Raw genomic sequence first — 16,573 nt, 5'->3', positions numbered from 1 at the left:
CCGACGAGGCACCCATGAGCAGCACGCCCCGTATGCAGGACGATGTGCGCGAGAAAATCATCGCTGATCCAGAAGTTATTCTGGAAGATCAAGATGTTATGCGCGCCCTAATTGCCGCGAACGAACGTTCTATGGGCGGCAATATCGTCGATCTACGTGGCATTGCCATGGAGCGGCTTGAAGCGCGGCTTGATCGGTTGGAAGACACCCATCGCAGCGTTATTGCGGCCGCATATGAGAACCTCGCGGGAACAAATCAGGTGCATCGCGCGATTTTGCGGATGCTTGATCCGGTGGAATTCGAGGGCTTCTTGAAAGATCTCGGCGGCGAAGTTGCAGAAATTCTTAGGGTCGATTGTGTGAAACTGGTTCTGGAATCGGTGCAAAACGACGAAGACCCGGCGGTCAAGCGGCTCGGCTCGGTTTTGACCGTGGCGGAACCGGGCTTTATCGACAACTATGTTACCGGCGAGCGCGGCGCGCCGATGCGACAGGTGACGCTTCGCCAGATCGAAGCAGGCGATGCACGCATGTTCGGCGACAAAGCAGGCTGGATCCGCTCGGAAGCCTGCCTGAACCTCAATTTCGGCGAAGGCCGGTTGCCCGGCATGTTGCTCATGGGGTCGGAAGACCCGCATATGTTCACCCCGCAGCAGGGCACCGATCTCCTTGCGTTCTTTGCAGGCGTGTTTGAAAGGGCGATGCGCCGCTGGCTGTCATGAGCCTGATTTCTCCCGCCGCACGCGATGCAATGCAAAGCTGGCTGGAGGGGCAGAAAGCGCTCAATGGGGCGAGCGCCAACACGATTGATGCCTACAGCCGCGATGTCGGGGATTTCCTTTCGTTCATCACCGCCCACAAGGGTGAAGCGCAGGGAATTGCGCCGCTGATGCGGCTGACGGTTTCTGACATGCGCGCCTGGATGGCCCATACGCGCGGCACCGGTGTCGGCCCACGCAGCTTGGCGCGAAAGCTCTCGGCGGTGAAAAGTTTCTTTCGTTGGCTCAGCGAACGTGAAGGCGCCGAAATCAGCGCGGTTCTGGCAGCGCGTAGCCCGAAGTTTCAGCGCAAATTGCCCCGCCCCTTAAGCGAAGACGCGGCGCAGGAAATGATTGAAACCGTTGAATTTCAACATGAAAACCCTTGGATTGCCGCCCGTGATACAGCGGTGGTAACGCTTTTGTACGGCTGTGGCCTGCGAATTTCCGAAGCGTTGAGCCTTAACGGAGAAGATACACCCTTGCCGTCGGTTCTTCGCATTATCGGCAAAGGCGGTAAAGAAAGGGTTATCCCGGTGATCGCCGTCGTGCGTGAAGCGGTTGAAGCATATCTGGCACTTTGCCCTTGGCCAACAGAGCCGGATCAGCCGCTGTTTCGCGGGCTGCGCGGGGGCAGGCTTTCGCCCCGGTCAGTGCAAATGGTGATGGCGCGCGCGCGCGCGCAACTGGGCCTTCCGGCCAGCGCCACGCCACATGCGATGCGGCATTCATTCGCCACACATTTATTGAGCGCAGGCGGGGACTTGCGCACCATTCAGGAGCTTCTGGGACACGCCTCGCTTTCGACCACACAGGCCTATACAGCGGTTGATCAGGCGCGGTTGATGGAGGTTTATGACAAGGCCCACCCCAAGGCGGGCTGAACGGTTGAGAGTAGTGATTATGACACATCAATTCAAAGCGCTTAGCGTCCATTTGTTAACAGCCACCGGCGCGGTGTTCGCGATGCTGGCGATGCTGGCGGCAGTAGATGCCAAATGGGACCTGATGTTCTTGTGGCTGGTGGTGGCTTTTGCGGTTGATGGTATCGACGGGCCCTTGGCGCGAAAATATGATGTAAAACAATATGCTGGGGAGTTTGACGGGGTCCTACTCGACCTGATTATCGACTATCTGACATATGTTTTCATCCCGGCATTTGCGCTGTTCAGGTCGGGGCTTTTTGAGGGCTGGACAGGCTGGTTTGTCATTATCGTGATCACTTTCGCAAGCGCGCTCTATTTTGCCGATACCCGAATGAAAACTAAGGATAATTCCTTTTCCGGATTTCCCGGATGCTGGAATATGGTGGCGATCGTGATGTTTGCGCTGCATCCCAATTTCTGGGTAATTCTGGCGTTGGTTGTGGCGCTGGCTATTGGCATGTTCTTGCCGCTCAAATTCGTCCATCCCGTGCGCACGGAGCGTTGGAGAAGCCTAACGTTACCAATGGCTTTGGCCTGGACCTTCTTTGCCGGGTGGGCCGCTTGGGTTGATTTTCATCCCGAGAGTTGGGCCAGTTGGGGGTTGATTGTGACCTCGATTTATCTGCTCTTTGCCGGCATCGCCCAGCAGATCATTCCTGAACGCAGCGTCCCGCAGGGTTAACACAATTTTTCGCAGAAAAATCTGGGGGTGACTCGTGTGCACCGTTCGGCTGCTTTCCGGCTGCCGGGTAAATGCGCCGATGGTTAAGCCCGATTAACCTAACAGAGCGCGCGGTGCGTCGCTTCAAATCAGCAGGCCAGCCGCCTTTTCATGGCGCAACAGCCAGACCTTGGTTTCTACCCCGCCGCGCCCGGAAAAGCCGGTGAGCTTGCCACCTGCGCCCATCACCCGATGGCAGGGAATGATCACCGGGATCGGGTTGCCGCCACAGGCCTGCCCGACGGATTGCGCCGGGACGCCAAGCGCTTTGGCGATGTCGCCATAGGTCAGCGTGTCGCCCAACGGGATTGCCGACATGGCGTCACAGACCGCGCGTTGAAAATCGGTTCCGTTGACCTTGAGCGGGAGATCAAATCGGGTGCGGGTGCCGTCGAAGTATTCGGTAAGCTGGTCACGCGCGGCGCAGAGCAGCGGAGTTTCGTCGGCTCCACCCTCGCCCCATTCGGCAGCGGAGATTGCGCCGGACTCTTCAGTCAGGGTGAATGGTCCGGTTGGGGTGTCGACGGTCAGGCGCGGCATAGCGGCTTACTCAACCTGTCGCGCGACGTACCATTGCGTGCCACAGGGCGTGCGAAAGCCGCCGCGGCGGTCGCCATCGCCTTTTTCCATCATCGGTTGGATTTCTTCGGCACCGTGATTAAGGGCGCGGGCGAAGGCGGCGTCGGGGTCTTCACAATAGATGTGGAGCATCGCAGCCGGGCCTTCGGCCCCGCCGATCATCAACACGGTGTCGCCGATGCGACATTCGCCGTGCATGATGCGGTCGCCATCATGGATAACGCGCAATTCTTCGGCGTCAAATACGGCGGCGCAGAAATCAAGCACCGCGCGCGGATCGGGCACGACGAGATAGGGCGCGAGATCGGTGTAGCCATCGGGTTTGTAAGACATGGGGTAAGGATGCCCGATTCCCCTATGTTTGGGAAGCGCGACGTGCTGAGCGTGTCGTCAAAGGCCGGAAAAGAGCCTTTGCATGTCGCCCCCGAGTTCGGCGGCCTTTTCCCTGGGCGTCTTGCCGAATTCGGATTTATCGGTGGTACGCGCACCGGCTTTTATCAACGCCTCGACAACAGCCAGATTGCCCTTGCCCACCGCGACATGAAGCGGAGTTTCCGACATATCACCGATCGCGTTTATGTCTGCCCCCGCCTCGATCAGAAGCAAAGCGCCGTAAGTATTGTCGCGCCATAGCATCACGTGGAGAGGGGTGTCACCATCAACATCTCGGCTATCAATCGTGACGACGGCCTCGCCCATTTCGGCGGGAAAGAGGGAATCGGAACATGAGGCCAGAATTTGCTCCAGCGTCTCTCTGGTCTTTGGTTTCTTGGACATGGTTCCCCCAAGGTGACAAATGGTGCGCGCGCCCTACGACCCGTCTGGTCAACGGGGTGCAGGGCGCGTGCATATCGCTTTAGGCAAGCGCCTCGTCACATCGCTTGCATACCCCTTCGTGGGCGTGCGTGCCCACGTCTGGCAGGATCTTCCAGCAGCGCATGCACTTCTCGCCCTCGGCCAACTCGAACACCACGCCGACGCCTTCAATCTCGGGCAGGCGGAAGGCTTCGGCCGGGAGCGGATCGGCGGTGAGCGTGATCCCCGAGGTGATGCAGATGTCATCGAAAGTGACGGTTTTCAGCGCGGCCATCATGTTCTCATCGCGCACATGCACAATTGGCGCCGCTTCGAGCGAGGCACCGATGACCTTGTCAGCGCGCTGTAACTCCAACGCGGCGGTAACAACACGGCGGGCTTTACGAACTTCGGCCCATTTCGCGGCCAGCGGTTCATCAAGCCAATCGGCGGGCGTTTCAGGAATATCCTGAAGATGCACCGAATTCTCGTCACCCGGATAGCGCGAGAGCCAGACGTCTTCCATGGTGAAGACGAGGATCGGGGCGAGCCAGGTGGTGAGGCGGTGGAACAGCAGGTCGAGCACGGTGCGCGCCGCATTAGCGCGCGCGCTGTCGCCATCGCAATAGAGCACGTCCTTGCGAATGTCGAAATAGAAGGCCGATAGGTCGACCGTGCAGAAATTGAAGATCGCCGAGAAGACACCCTGGAAATCGAAGGATTGATAGCCAGTGCGCACCTTTTGGTCGAGTTCTGCCAGACGGTGCAGGATCAAACGTTCCAGTTCGGGCATATCGGCGGGATCAACGCGCTGATCCTCGGTGAAGTCATTCAGGCTGCCGAGCATGTAGCGCATGGTGTTGCGCAGGCGGCGATAGCTGTCGGCAACACCTTTCAGGATCTCCGGACCGATGCGTTGGTCGGCGGTGTAATCCGTCTGGGCGACCCAAAGGCGCAGGATATCGGCGCCGTATTGCTGAACGATCTTCTCGGGCACGATGGTATTGCCCAAGGATTTGGACATCTTGTTGCCCTTCTCATCCAGCGTGAAGCCATGCGTGACCACGTTGCGATAAGGCGCACGGCCCAGCGTGCCGCAAGCCTGCAAGAGCGAGGAATGGAACCAGCCGCGGTGTTGGTCGGTGCCTTCCATATAGACATCGGCGATGCCGTCTTTTGTACCGTCCGGGCGGTCGCGCAGAACGAAGGCGTGGGTCGAGCCCGAGTCAAACCAGACATCGAGCACGTCGAACACTTGGGTCCATTCATCGGGGTTATAGTCAGAACCGAGGAAGCGTTCCTTGGCGCCGTCTTTATACCATGCGTCTGCGCCTTCGGCCTCAAACGCATCGACGATGCGCTGGTTGACCGCCGGGTCACGCAGCAGGAAGCCCTCATCTGTGGGCAGCGCGCCCTTGCGGATAAAGCAAGTCAGCGGGACGCCCCATGCGCGTTGGCGCGAAAGTACCCAGTCGGGGCGGGTTTCGATCATCGCGTGCAGGCGGTTGCGCCCGGTTTGCGGGGTGAATTTCACCAGGTTGTCGATGGAGTTGAGCGCGCGTTCGCGGATCGTCTTGCCATGCGCGTCATTGCCGCCCGCGGGTTTGTCGATGGCGGCAAACCATTGCGGCGTGTTGCGATAGATCACCGGCGCTTTGGAGCGCCATGAATGCGGGTAGGAGTGCTTGATCTTGCCGCGCGCCAGAAGGCCGCCAACTTCGATCAGCTTGTTGATGACGGCGCTGTTGGCGTCGCCTTCCTTGCCGTTGGGCTTGAGGATGCGTTTGCCGCCAAAGAACGGCAGATCGGCGCGGAAGCTACCGTCGTCCATCACGTTGTAGGTGATGACCTGCTCAAGCATGCCGAGACCACGGTAAAGCTCGTATTCCTCCATCCCGTGGGAGGGGGCGCAATGCACGAAGCCGGTGCCTTCTTCGTCGGTGACGAAATCAGCAGCGCGGAAGTCGCGCAGGTCGTCCCATTCGCCGTTGGAGCCTTCGGCACCAAAGAGCGGGTGTTGAAGCGAGAGGCCCGAGAGTTCATCGGCAGAGACTTCACGGACACGCTTATACATGCCATCTTCGAGGCGGGCGCGGGTCATCACATCGCCGGCCAGCTTGTCAGCAAGGATGAAACGCTCGCCCTTTTCGGCCCAGCATTCGTCGGGCGTGTCGGTGACTTCATAGAGACCATAAGCAAAGCTGTCGCCATAAACGACGGCTTTGTTGGACGGGAGGGTCCAGGGCGTTGTGGTCCAGATGACAACCTTGGCGCCTTCAAGGTCACCCGCCGTGGCAACGGCGAACTTCACCCAAACCGTAAAGCTCTCCTTGTCGTGGTATTCGACCTCGGCTTCGGCCAGCGCGGTTTCTTCGATGGGCGACCACATCACCGGCTTGGAACCTTGATAGAGTGTGCCGTTCATCAGGAACTTCTGAAATTCCTCAGCGATCACGGCTTCGGCGTGGAAGGCCATGGTGAGATAGGGATCGTCCCAGTTGCCGGTCACGCCAAGGCGTTTGAATTCGTCACGCTGGATATCGACCCAACCGTCGGCGAAGCGGCGACATTCCTGGCGGAAGTCGATGATTGGAACATCGTCCTTGTCCTTGCCCTTCTGGCGGTATTGCTCTTCGATCTTCCACTCAATGGGAAGGCCGTGACAATCCCACCCCGGCACATAGCGCGCGTCAAAGCCCATCATCTGATGGCTGCGCACGATCATGTCCTTGATCGTCTTGTTCAGCGCATGGCCGATGTGCAGATGACCATTGGCGTAGGGTGGACCGTCATGCAGCGTGAAGGAGGTGCGGCCCTGTTTCTCGCGCAGGCGGTCATAGATCCGCAACCGCTCCCAACGCTCCAGCCATTCCGGCTCGCGCTTGGGCAGGCCCGCGCGCATCGGAAAATCGGTTTGCGGCAGGTTCAGGGTCGATTTGTAATCGGGGGTCTGGTCGGTCATGACCACAATCCTTTTCGGGAATTTATTCTGGATGGTTCAGCGGTCAGCGCGGGTCACCCATACGCCTTTGCCCGGCGGCTCAATCAATCAGAGCGCCGGGGACGTAATTCGTATAATGATCGCCATGAAACCAGTCATCTTGGATGCGGGTTATAGGGCGGGTTGCAGGCAAGGTCCAGTGGGGCAAGGGCGGCGCATTCGCCCTTTCTCATGCGCGTGCGCAGGCGTAGAAAGCGGCGGCGGCAGAGGAGAGCAAAATGGCGACGCTTCCAGCGAAATTTGACGTGTCACGCCCCGAGATCGAGCGGGTGGTGACGACGTTTTATGCCAAGGTGCGCGCGCATCCCGTGTTGGGGCCGGTGTTTGCCGCGCATGTCACCGATTGGCCCGCCCACGAGGCGAAAATCGCCGGGTTCTGGGCCAATGCGATCCTGCATGAGCGCAGCTATGGCGGCAATCCTTTGGCGGTGCATCGGGCGGCGGGCAATGTGCGCCCCGGAATGTTCGAGCCGTGGCTGGCGCTGTTTGACGGGGTGTTGTGTGAGGAATTGAGCGCGGATCAGGCGCGCGCATGGTCGGCTTTGGCGCATCGCATCGGGCGCAGTTTACGCGCTGGCGTGGTGCAACGTGCCCAGGGACCGGGCGGCGTGCCGATTTTGAAGTAGTGCGGAGGTTGTTGCGTCAATGCTTCAACGGGCATTCGCGCACAGCTTCGCGAAGTTTGGCTGACCATCAATCGAGCACGTCAGATGATTGCTGTTATTCCCCGAACCGCTCAGGCCGCCCAAAGCCGGACCGGTCGCAGGTCGCCAGACGTCTGTCTTTGCATCAAATACCGCGATTCTGTTAGCGTAAGACCCATATGGCTGGTGATTTGTCGGGACTGTTGAAACTGTGGGAAAATCTCGTTCAGTTCGGCCAATGCCTGATCTGCCAGAATGTCCTTGGTGACAGCACCGGTGAACAGGCTTTCCGTGGCGATCCCTTCAGAAAACACCATTTCGTGCTCATCAAGCAAGAGGTGCAAATAGGTGGCCCGAGGCATCGGCACGCGCTTGACTGTCACGCCATCCACAAGCGCTTTGGCCGGTACCAGCACTTCACGCTGCCCAAAGCTCAATTCAGCCAGGCTGGACCTCAGAAGAACGCGGTGATTGGGAGACAGGTAGAGGTCGCGCCGATTATCAAGAACACCGGCCTCAATGCAAATCGGAGCCAGTTTTCCCAAACCGCATACCGCACTTTGACCGAGCCAACGAATGGGCTGTTCACCATGATTCAGCGTCAAGACGCGATCGCCTGCTGTAAGATGCTCAATCGGACAAGGGCCAGAGGGTGTCTCGATCAACGTGCCTTCCAGGAAACACACTACCTCATCGGGGATGGGCACAGTCTGACCCGTTCCACCATAGCTTGAGACACCTTGAATGTAGTGCAACGTGGTGCCGGGTGGTGGTGCAGGCCCATCAAACATGACCCCGACCACTTCGGTTGAATAACCTTGCGTGATCGACACACCCACCATGCGATACGCGGTGCCTTCATCATCGAACAGAGTGACCTCGTATTCGTTTTCCACATTGACGGGTGGCGGGTCTTGCCAGCGGGTCGTTTCGGTGCTCGGGGTGTAAGTCGTGCCATTGATCGTGACGGGTTCGGTGAGAAATTGATCGACAACCGTCGAGCCTGAGAACGGATCATCCTGTAAAATCCCGTCGGAATCCTCAAACGTGATCGCCGTCATTGACCCCGAGAACGTGAGACTGAGATCGCTGGGGTTCTCCCAGCCGAAAGCATTGCCATTCAACGCATGGCCTATGACATCACCATGGCGCGGTGGATCACCGTCAAGGTCACGCGTAATCGTCACATCGCTCTTGGCGAATATATATATCGTCCGCTCAGCCATTTCCGGCTACCTGCCAATGTTTGCCCGCTCGTTTATTGGCGGCGCTATTTTTTACTCTGGCAAGGCTCGGAAGCTATTGAACCGATACTCACCCAGTAGATATTTTCTGTTATCTTAATATGGTCTTAACCACCAATCAACAAGTTCGATACCGGTGGAGCGGCTCCCCGCTTTGCTCTCGACCGAGCATTTTGCTCACTTGTCGGTGTTTGTCTCTGGCAGGGTTACATCACCGGGCGCGGCGCTTGTTGTGTCATCCGGCTCTGGTGGTGCGTCGGGCGGATCACCCGGCCCTGAGCGGTCCCATTGTTCGCTCATCTTGCGATTGAGCCATGCCAGCGCCACCAGCGCGAGGCCCAGCCCCATGAAGGAAAATACCCGCGTGAGGCCCGAAAGCCCCGACATGTCGATCAGGAACACCTTGGCAATGGTCAGCGCGACCCCCGCCATTGCCAGTTTGCGCAACACATCCGAGCGGCGCGAGAACGCCAGCATCAAGAGCAGCACCGCGCCGAGCAGCATCGCGAGCGTGTAGGAATAAAGCTCGGCATCGGTGAAGCCATGCACGCTGAGATCACGGCCACGCCAGAAGCGGCGGATTTCAAAGCCGATATAGGTGGCGCCATATAGGCTTGAGAGGATGATCAGGAGGCTTTGGGTCTGGCGGTGCAGGCCTGTCAGCTTCCACGCGGCCACGGCGAAGACCAGCGCGACGGGCAGATAGGCCACCATGAGGCTGTCAAAGATCAGCGGGCCAAGCACCGTTTCTGAACGCATCAGAAGCGGGTTGAAGAGCACGCCTTGAAGCGCCAGGAAGCCGATGCCGACCAGCGAGAACACGACGCAAAGCAACACACGCAACCCGCGCAGCGACAAGCCGGGCACGCCCAGCCGATAGGCTTGATTTACCGCCGAGGCGAGCCAGACAGTCGCCAGAAGGCCCGCGCCCCAATGGGATTCAAAATCGGCCTCGTCGAACAAACGGGCCAGCAAGATACAGATGAACACCGCGCCGAGGGTCCAGAGCGCGCTTTCGACAATGACCTGTGAATTGCCGCGTGACGGGTTTGGCACCGAGCCGCGCAGAACCGCCCATGCGGCGCCCAGCAGCGCGATGGCGCCAAGATAAGCCAGCAACACCTGCAAGAAGCTGGCGCGCTCAATTGCCCAGAAAAGACCGGGATCGACGATCAGGCGATAAGAGATCACCGCGACGCCCAGTTGCAGAAACCAGCCCAAAACCGGCAGGTCAAACTTGCGATCCAGCAGCGCCGTGAGCAGCACCATCACGCCGAGCGCCAGGGTGAGCGCCGACTTGGTAAGAAGCAGGAAAACGGCCAGCGCGATCATGGTCAGCGCGGCGATGGCGAAAAGGCCGATGCGCAGCTTGAGACGGGCCGTGTCGGTTCCATGGGCGCAGCGCTCGGCCAGAAGTGTCATCACGGCGGCGACAGCGATCGTGGTGAGCGCCCAAGGCATGTCGCCGATCACCGGCGCGGGCAACCAGAGGAATTCGAGAATCAGCACCACGCCGGGCGCAAAGACCGACGCGGCCAGCGCCCAGATTACGGGGGCGCTATCGGCGCCCTCATCACGCAGCGCCGCGCGCATCCGCCAGAAGGCAAGCGCCGTGACGATCACGCCTAGCGCAACAAGCGTATAGACGATGAAGGCGGTGTCAGGTGGCAGGCTTTCTGGATCGTTGTGGCCGAGCGGCGAGCGGAATTGGCGATAGAGCGGGCCATAGCGCGTCACTTCGCTCATCAGCGTCAACAGGAAGGCGGCACCGGGGATAAGCGCCAGATCAAAGAGCGCAGGCGCGCGCGCCATCCAGATCAGCGTCGCCACCAGCAGCAGCATCAGCGCGGCCAGCGACAGCCAGACCTGTTCGGGCGTGGCGGCTTGAGAAGCCACCCATGCGGCAGCAAGACTGGCGGCGACGATCACACCGAGAGCGATACGCGTCGGAAACTCGGGGAAGGCGCGTGCGCCCGGCTTTTTCCCAAGCATATCACCGAAAAAGGAGGCGCCGGAATGGTTCGGCACCAGCGAGCGAACCGGGATGGTGAGGGCGGCGAATGTCGTCGCCAGCACGGCGATCAGGAAATGCAGCACCCCGGCGTCGCCGAGATAGAGCAGCGCCATGCCACCAAGGGTGAGGATCAGCGACAACGCCGATACCCAGGCCCAGCGCCGGATGGTATCGACCGCGAGCCCGGCGACTGCGATCAGAAGGAAGTAGTAATAGAAGATCCACGGCGCGTCGGATTCCCCGCCCACAAGGAACGGCGCGGCGGTGGCGCCGACAATGCCGACGGCGGCCAGCACCGGGCCATAGAACCAGCCCAGCACGATCGCCAGCAGCGCCACGCCGCAAAGCCCGGCCAGCGCGGTGCCGGGCGATATCAGGTCGTAAAGTACGCGCGCCGAAAGCACACCGGCAAAGAGCACGATCAAGCCCGCACCTGAGAGCGTTGAGGGCAGGAAGGCGGTGGCGGGATCACCATCCGCTTCGTCATCGCCATGTCGGCGGCGGATCCATTCGCCCGCCACGATCAACGCAGCGCCAAAGCCGAGCGCCGACATCACCCGCCAGAACGGCGTGAGAAGCCCATGTTCAACGCCATATTGCACCATGAAGAGGCCCGCAAAGGCGAGTGACGCAGCGGCCACAGCCAGCACCCAGTTGACGCGCAACCAATCGGTGAGCCGGTCCAGCTTTTCGGCATTGAAGACGAAGGCACGGGGCGGTGATTGCCTCTGGATTTCATCCGTGTTGCTGGTGTCGGCAGCCATAACAGGGGCGCGCGGCTTAAAGTCTGGGGCTTTGGGCGGTATTGCTGTGTCGGGTGGCGTGCTGGCCCCTGCCCTGACTGGCGTTTCGTCACCCTTCGTGCGCGCCGCGCGCCATGGGCCGGGGCGGGCCTCTTCCTCGGTTTCGCTTGGGCGCTCGGCCCGGGACGCAAAACGCCGACGCAGATCGGATATTTCCAGCTCCAGATCGGTAACTCTGGATTTCAACCTGGTGTGAGAAACCAGCAGGTAGGGAACGCCGATAAAAAATGCCAGAACAAGCAATCCGCCAAGCGTCAGAAGACCATCCATAAACCACTCACCCTGAAACCATATTTGTTTGCAGACTAGGGGTTGCGGCAATGCGCGGCAAGGTGCCTCGGACTCATCCCCAGAATGGCAAATCAGGACGCATCAGCATAAGCCAAAAGAGGCCCAGAACCGCGAAGAATGCCGGGATACCGCTGGCGAACCAGATGTGGAAAAGTCGATAGTAGCGCGGCGGAAGGGCGGTATCTTTGGCCACGGCGGCGCGGGCAAGATCGCGCAGGCGGGTCTGAATCCAGACCACTGGCAACCAGAACGCACCAATAAGGACGTAAAGCGCGAGGGAGAGCAGCAGCCAAGGCTCAGTCAGGCTCCAGCCGAGTTCATAGGCCAGCCAGAAACCGGTGATCGGCTGGGCGATGACGGCGGAGGCGGTGAAGATATAATCGGCCAGCACGACGATGCCCGCCGTGTGGGCAATGAGGCGCGCATCATCGGTGCGATGCGCCATGAGCATGAAAAACGCGATGCCCGCGCCGGTTCCCAAGAGCACAGTGGCACCGATGACATGCAGCCAGCGCAGAAGGTCGAGCAGTTCCATCAGCGCGCGTCCAGCATTGGCACGGCCAGTGCCGCCAACATCATGCCGGGCAGGATTTTCAGGAGCGGGCCGAGTGGGTCAAGCCAGAGTGCAGGCGTGAAAATGCTACCAAGGATCAGGTAGGCGAGGCTGACCGCCACCATGCCGAGGGCCGCGCGCTGTGCGGTGGGCCGCCAAAGCAGCGCGGCGGCAAGCGCGAAATCAACCAAGGCCCAACCCGCGACGGAAAGCTGCGCCAGCCAGAGCGGCCAGCCGCGCGTTGTCATCAGCGCAGCAGCAGCGTCGAGGGAGACGAGGCCAATCAGCGCGGAAAGCGCCCAGAACAGCGCCAATGTGGCAATCACGAAGGGCATGGCGAGACGCATGCGCGCCGCCAGGCGATCCTCGGCGCGCGCGGGCATGGCGGCAAGCGTTTGATCAAGCGATGCAATGGGCGCGCCGCCAGCGCCCTGCCAATGTGCGGGGTCGCCCAATACGCCGGTCGCCAACGTCTCAACCGCAGTGCTGCGCAGGGGCGAGCGCCAACCGAGATGGCCCAGCAGGTCGGCCCCGCGGGCGGTGAGTTGCATGGCCCAGCGCGGCGCGGCGAGCGTGGTACGGGCCGGGGCAAAACCGAGCCAATCGCGCATTGCGGCGGTGAGATCGCGCAGGCTGTGAGGTGTTTCTTCGACCAGATCGGCCACCGTTCCGGGCGCGATATCACCACGAATACAGGCCGAGACGCCGCGTGCGAGATCGTCAATCCCGATGGTCTGGATCGGCGTTTGGGCCATTGCCAGCGGTTGGATCAGCGGCACTGCGGCCAGCATCCTGAGCAGCCCCGTGCCGCCATAGGCGGTTTGCGACAGCACGAGACCGGGGCGCAGGATCCAATGCGCGCCGCCGATGCCCACTATCGCCGCGTCGCCCGCCGCCTTGGAGCGCATGAAATGGGTGCTGGCATCGCGCGCAACTCCGGCGGCGGAAATTTGAACGAGGCCGATGTCATGGGCGGCGCAGGCCTCGGCCAGTGCGGCGATGGCCACGCCATGCACCGCCGTGAGGTTGTCCGAGGGACCATCCTGCAAGGCGCCTGCGGCGTTTACCACAAAGTCAACATTTCTGAGATAGGGCAGCCAGTCGCCGGGGATCGTCATATGCGCAAGGTCGTGAAACACCCAGTCGAGCATCGGAAATTCACGCCGCGCCGTGCGCACCGAACGGCCCAGCCCGGTAACGTGATGACCTTCCCCGAGCAGATGGCGCGTCAGGGCCGCACCGATCATGCCATAGGCACCGATGACCAGAACCCGGCTCATTTGCCGCCCCCAAACAGCCCGGCCAGAGCGCGGCTGACCAGACCCGAGACCGACGGGCGCTTGCCGCGCGAAAACGGCAATGGGCGACAGACTTCGATCGCGGCAACACCGACGCGGGCCGTGAGTGCGCCATTGACCACGCCTTCGCCAAAGCGGCGCGACAGTTTGGAAAGAAGGCCACCCCCGGCAAGCGAGCCAATCATGTCATCACCCATGGCGACAGCGCCTGTGGCAACCAGATGGGTCAGCACCGCGCGGGTGAGCCGCCAGCTTCCCAAGGTGCCTGAACGCCCGCCATAAATCTCGGCCACGCGTCGGATCATGCGCAGATTGGAGGTGAGCGCGACCACAACATCAGCCAGCGCCAGCGGCACCAGTGCCGTCACGGTGGCAACCTGACGCGCGGCGGCTTCGACCTGTTTGGTGGCGGCAGCATCGAGCGGCGTCATCAGTTCGGCTTCGGCCAGCGAAAGCAGGGTTTGGGCGTCAAATTGTTCGGGCGCACGCTCTTTCAGACGCTCACGCCCCCATTTCAGCGACTCGCGCCCGGAATAGAGGCTGTCGAGCCGGGCCACCACATCGCGCGCCGCGTCGAGATCATCCGTCAGAAGGGCTTCGGCGGCAGAGTGATGCAAGCTATCCATGCGTTTGAGGCGGGAAAATGCCGCCAATTCGCGCAGGGCAATCACAGCAAGGACCAGAACGAACGCCACCACCAGCGCAGTGATGCCATAGCCCAGAATTGGCGAGCGCGCGATCAGCGCCGTGGTGAAATCCCACGCAGCGACCGAGATCATCGCCATCAGCAATGCGCCCAGAAGACCCCAGAACCATTTCGCCAGCCGTGAGGGGCGCGCCGTGGCCAGCGCCGCCATGGTCTGCATCGCGCGCCCTTCGGGCAGTTCGGCAGTGTCGGGCACGGGTGGTGCTTCGGCGGGGCTTGGGTTCGGTTTGCCTTCGAGGTCGATCAGAACGGGGCCGTTGGTCATGGGGCGTTCCTTTGCCAGATCAGGCGCATGTCGGGTTGGCCCTCGTCATTGCCTTGACCATAGGTGAGCGCGGCAGGGTAAAACCCGTGCGCAGCATAGAGGCTGCGGGCAGGATGGTTGTCTTGCGCGGTCCAGAGCTCAAGCCTCGGGCTTTGATGCTGGGCATGACGCAGAAGATGGCGGCCGATCCCTTGGCGTCGTGCATGTGGATGCGTGTAGAGCGCGTGAATGCGCACGCCGTCACGGGCAAGAAAACCGCACGGGCCAAAGCGCCCCGGCACATGAGTGATCTGCCCGCGCAACAGCAGACGCGCCAACACGCGCAGATCATCAAGCCGCGCACGCCGGTCTTGACGCGGATTGGCCGCCCAAAGGATGCGCGCCAGACGCGGCAGATGCCAAAGCCGGGCGCGGCGCGGCGGGCGTGAAAGCGTCACAGCTTATCCCCCAGAAGAAACTGCGCCGCCCTGTCGAGCCGGATATGGGGCGGGCCGACGCCGGGTTTGAGCGTCATCGGCGCCGGAGCAAAACGCATGACGCCATAGTCACCGGTAAGCCATTTGTCGGCACCATCGCGGGCGGGCCCGAGCAATTTGGCGGGATCAACCGGCAGATCGCCGGCATAAAACGCGGCCTGCTTGCCAGTGTCCAGAAGTGTGCCACGCACGCAGTCGAGCGCTTTGCCGTCATGTTGATGCGTTTCTTCAACCGTGGCGCGCAACGAGGCCAGCGCCATTGCGCTTGTTTCGGCCCCGGCAAAATCGGCGCGGTCGGTGGCATCGCGCACCAATGCTTTCATGATCGCGGTCAGCCGGTCATGTTGGGAATGATGCAGATGGTCGGCCTTGGTCGCGGCAAAGAGGATCTTTTCAACCCGCTTGCCCATCAACAGCCGGGTGAGGAAGGCGTTACGCCCCGGTCGGAAAGCCCCGAGAATGTCGGTCAGCCCGGCGCGCATGTCTTCCACGGCCTTGGGGCCATTGTGGATCGCGCCCAGCACGTCGACCAGAACGACCTGACGATCAATGCGGGCGAAATGATCGCGAAAGAAAGGTTTCACAACGCGGGCTTTATAAGCCTCAAAGCGGCGCTCCATCTCGCGCCAGAGCGAACGACGCGGCGGGCTGTGGGGCTTTGGAAGTGGCGCAAAGGTCAGCACAGGGCTACCGGCCAGATCGCCGGGCAGAAGAAACCGCCCCGGCGTGCAGTCGTAATATCCGGCGTCGCGGGCGCTGGTGAGATAGGTCGTGAAACTACGGGCCAGCGTCTGGGCACTGGGCTCATCAAGCGGCGCGGCGCCATCGGTCGCGCTGGCAAGCGCGAGATAGGCTTCTGCCTCGGCGCGCGGGGCAATACGGGAAAGGGTTTCATCGCTCCACTCGGCAAAGCTTTTCTCCATCAGGCCGAGATCAAGCAGCCATTCACCGGGATAATCGACGATATCAAGATGCACCGTGCGCGCACCCGTGAACCCCGCCAGCAGGCCCGAAGGGCGCACCCGCAGCGAAAGGCGCAACTCGGAAATTGCACGCGTGCTGTCGGGCCAGTGCGGCGCAGAAGCGGTGAGCGCGCCGAGGTGTGCCTCAAAGTCAAACCGCGGCACGGTATCGTCGGGTTGAGGTTGCAGGAAGGCGGCCTCGATGCGGCCTTCCTGAGCCGCCAGAAGCCCCGGCATGCGGCCACGATCCATCAGGTTGGCGATGAGGGATGTGATGAACACGGTTTTGCCAGACCGCGCAAGCCCGGTGACACCGAGCCGGATCACGGGTTCAAACAACGCGCCCGACACGGTGTCGCCCACCGCCCCGACACCGCGTGAAATGCTGTCTGCCAGCCTTGAAATTACCACCCGCAGCACCCTTTTTGCCTGCCGTTGTCCCTAGATAATCCCGCAAGAGCCTGCGCGCCACCCCTTGCCCCACGACACAGGGGCGCGCTAAAGCGTTTCGGCAAATTGAAGTTTGAGGATGATCTG

Annotated in this window: 15 protein-coding genes; 4 read left to right on the top strand and 11 right to left on the bottom strand. The window is 61.1% G+C overall.

Going from position 1 to position 16,573, the window contains the following annotated elements; all coding sequences use genetic code 11:
• Positions 1-14 precede the first annotated feature (14 nt).
• Genes LZG00_04025 through LZG00_04015 form a run of 3 tightly spaced genes read left to right on the top strand, consistent with a single transcriptional unit; the run spans position 15 to position 2,366 of the window.
• Positions 15-722, top strand: a complete 708-nt coding sequence (locus LZG00_04025; GenBank protein MCF3593158.1) for a DUF484 family protein — start codon at positions 15-17, stop codon at positions 720-722.
• A complete protein-coding gene (locus tag LZG00_04020; protein MCF3593157.1) occupies positions 719-1,642 on the top strand; it encodes a tyrosine recombinase XerC in 924 nt (307 codons plus the stop codon). The genes LZG00_04025 and LZG00_04020 overlap by 4 nt, the downstream gene beginning before the upstream one ends.
• 19 nt (positions 1,643-1,661) lie before the next feature.
• On the top strand, positions 1,662-2,366 hold the full coding sequence (locus tag LZG00_04015; protein MCF3593156.1) for a CDP-alcohol phosphatidyltransferase family protein: 705 nt from the start codon (positions 1,662-1,664) through the stop codon (positions 2,364-2,366).
• 123 nt (positions 2,367-2,489) lie between these two features.
• Here the strand turns inward: LZG00_04015 and LZG00_04010 are convergent, their stop codons facing one another.
• The 4 genes from LZG00_04010 to ileS form a co-directional block, all read right to left on the bottom strand.
• Positions 2,490-2,945 carry a methylated-DNA--[protein]-cysteine S-methyltransferase gene (locus tag LZG00_04010; GenBank protein MCF3593155.1) on the bottom strand — a complete coding sequence of 152 codons (456 nt, stop codon included), beginning with the start codon at positions 2,943-2,945 and terminating at the stop codon, positions 2,490-2,492.
• A gap of 6 nt (positions 2,946-2,951) precedes the next feature.
• Positions 2,952-3,317 carry a bleomycin resistance protein gene (locus LZG00_04005; GenBank protein MCF3593154.1) on the bottom strand — a complete coding sequence of 122 codons (366 nt, stop codon included), beginning with the start codon at positions 3,315-3,317 and terminating at the stop codon, positions 2,952-2,954.
• Positions 3,318-3,374: 57 nt separating this feature from the next.
• Positions 3,375-3,761: an ankyrin repeat domain-containing protein gene (locus LZG00_04000; protein MCF3593153.1), complete on the bottom strand. Its 387-nt coding sequence runs from the start codon at positions 3,759-3,761 to the stop codon at positions 3,375-3,377.
• Between the two features lie 79 nt (positions 3,762-3,840).
• Positions 3,841-6,741, bottom strand: coding sequence for an isoleucine--tRNA ligase (ileS, locus tag LZG00_03995; GenBank protein MCF3593152.1), 2,901 nt, complete (start codon positions 6,739-6,741; stop codon positions 3,841-3,843).
• Between the two features lie 257 nt (positions 6,742-6,998).
• Here ileS and LZG00_03990 point away from each other — a divergent pair, with 257 nt between their 5' ends.
• Positions 6,999-7,406 (top strand): group III truncated hemoglobin, encoded by a 408-nt coding sequence (locus LZG00_03990; GenBank protein ID MCF3593151.1) that lies wholly within the window; start codon positions 6,999-7,001, stop codon positions 7,404-7,406.
• Positions 7,407-7,516: 110 nt separating this feature from the next.
• On the opposite strand, the gene LZG00_03985 is transcribed toward LZG00_03990, so the two are convergent.
• From LZG00_03985 to LZG00_03955, 7 genes are all read right to left on the bottom strand, one after another.
• Complete coding sequence (locus LZG00_03985) at positions 7,517-8,650, bottom strand: Hint domain-containing protein (protein ID MCF3593150.1); 1,134 nt, start codon at positions 8,648-8,650, stop codon at positions 7,517-7,519.
• A 195-nt stretch (positions 8,651-8,845) separates the two neighbouring features.
• Positions 8,846-11,755 (bottom strand): DUF2339 domain-containing protein, encoded by a 2,910-nt coding sequence (locus LZG00_03980; protein MCF3593149.1) that lies wholly within the window; start codon positions 11,753-11,755, stop codon positions 8,846-8,848.
• A gap of 73 nt (positions 11,756-11,828) precedes the next feature.
• Positions 11,829-12,311, bottom strand: coding sequence for a DUF2269 domain-containing protein (locus tag LZG00_03975; protein MCF3593148.1), 483 nt, complete (start codon positions 12,309-12,311; stop codon positions 11,829-11,831).
• Positions 12,311-13,609 (bottom strand): SDR family oxidoreductase, encoded by a 1,299-nt coding sequence (locus tag LZG00_03970; GenBank protein ID MCF3593147.1) that lies wholly within the window; start codon positions 13,607-13,609, stop codon positions 12,311-12,313. The genes LZG00_03975 and LZG00_03970 overlap by 1 nt, the downstream gene beginning before the upstream one ends.
• On the bottom strand, positions 13,606-14,598 hold the full coding sequence (locus LZG00_03965) for a YcjF family protein (protein MCF3593146.1): 993 nt from the start codon (positions 14,596-14,598) through the stop codon (positions 13,606-13,608). The genes LZG00_03970 and LZG00_03965 overlap by 4 nt, the downstream gene beginning before the upstream one ends.
• Entirely contained in the window at positions 14,595-15,035 is a 441-nt protein-coding gene (locus tag LZG00_03960; protein MCF3593145.1) for a GNAT family N-acetyltransferase, read from the bottom strand. Before LZG00_03960 ends, LZG00_03965 begins: the two co-directional genes overlap by 4 nt.
• The gene (locus tag LZG00_03955) at positions 15,032-16,447 is read right to left on the bottom strand and encodes a YcjX family protein (GenBank protein MCF3593144.1); all 1,416 of its coding nucleotides are present in this window, start codon (positions 16,445-16,447) and stop codon (positions 15,032-15,034) included. The genes LZG00_03960 and LZG00_03955 overlap by 4 nt, the downstream gene beginning before the upstream one ends.
• Positions 16,448-16,573 lie beyond the last annotated feature (126 nt).

This window comes from Rhodobacteraceae bacterium LMO-JJ12 (genome assembly GCA_021555075.1).
GTDB lineage: Bacteria > Pseudomonadota > Alphaproteobacteria > Rhodobacterales > Rhodobacteraceae > JAKGBX01.
Note: the sequence above shows the minus strand (reverse complement) of the source record. Positions and strands in the feature narration are given on the sequence as shown.

What these genes read in the sequence shown, in the direction of transcription:
- ileS (MCF3593152.1), bottom strand. Translation starts at nt 6,741, where the DNA reads ATGACCGACCAGACCCCCGATTACAAATCGACCCTGAACCTGCCGCAA.
- LZG00_03965 (MCF3593146.1), bottom strand. Translation starts at nt 14,598, where the DNA reads ATGACCAACGGCCCCGTTCTGATCGACCTCGAAGGCAAACCGAACCCA.
- LZG00_04020 (MCF3593157.1), top strand. Translation starts at nt 719, where the DNA reads ATGAGCCTGATTTCTCCCGCCGCACGCGATGCAATGCAAAGCTGGCTG.
- LZG00_04010 (MCF3593155.1), bottom strand. Translation starts at nt 2,945, where the DNA reads ATGCCGCGCCTGACCGTCGACACCCCAACCGGACCATTCACCCTGACT.
- LZG00_04005 (MCF3593154.1), bottom strand. Translation starts at nt 3,317, where the DNA reads ATGTCTTACAAACCCGATGGCTACACCGATCTCGCGCCCTATCTCGTC.
- LZG00_03980 (MCF3593149.1), bottom strand. Translation starts at nt 11,755, where the DNA reads ATGGATGGTCTTCTGACGCTTGGCGGATTGCTTGTTCTGGCATTTTTT.
- LZG00_04025 (MCF3593158.1), top strand. Translation starts at nt 15, where the DNA reads ATGAGCAGCACGCCCCGTATGCAGGACGATGTGCGCGAGAAAATCATC.
- LZG00_03970 (MCF3593147.1), bottom strand. Translation starts at nt 13,609, where the DNA reads ATGAGCCGGGTTCTGGTCATCGGTGCCTATGGCATGATCGGTGCGGCC.
- LZG00_04000 (MCF3593153.1), bottom strand. Translation starts at nt 3,761, where the DNA reads ATGTCCAAGAAACCAAAGACCAGAGAGACGCTGGAGCAAATTCTGGCC.
- LZG00_03985 (MCF3593150.1), bottom strand. Translation starts at nt 8,650, where the DNA reads ATGGCTGAGCGGACGATATATATATTCGCCAAGAGCGATGTGACGATT.
- LZG00_04015 (MCF3593156.1), top strand. Translation starts at nt 1,662, where the DNA reads ATGACACATCAATTCAAAGCGCTTAGCGTCCATTTGTTAACAGCCACC.
- LZG00_03990 (MCF3593151.1), top strand. Translation starts at nt 6,999, where the DNA reads ATGGCGACGCTTCCAGCGAAATTTGACGTGTCACGCCCCGAGATCGAG.
- LZG00_03975 (MCF3593148.1), bottom strand. Translation starts at nt 12,311, where the DNA reads ATGGAACTGCTCGACCTTCTGCGCTGGCTGCATGTCATCGGTGCCACT.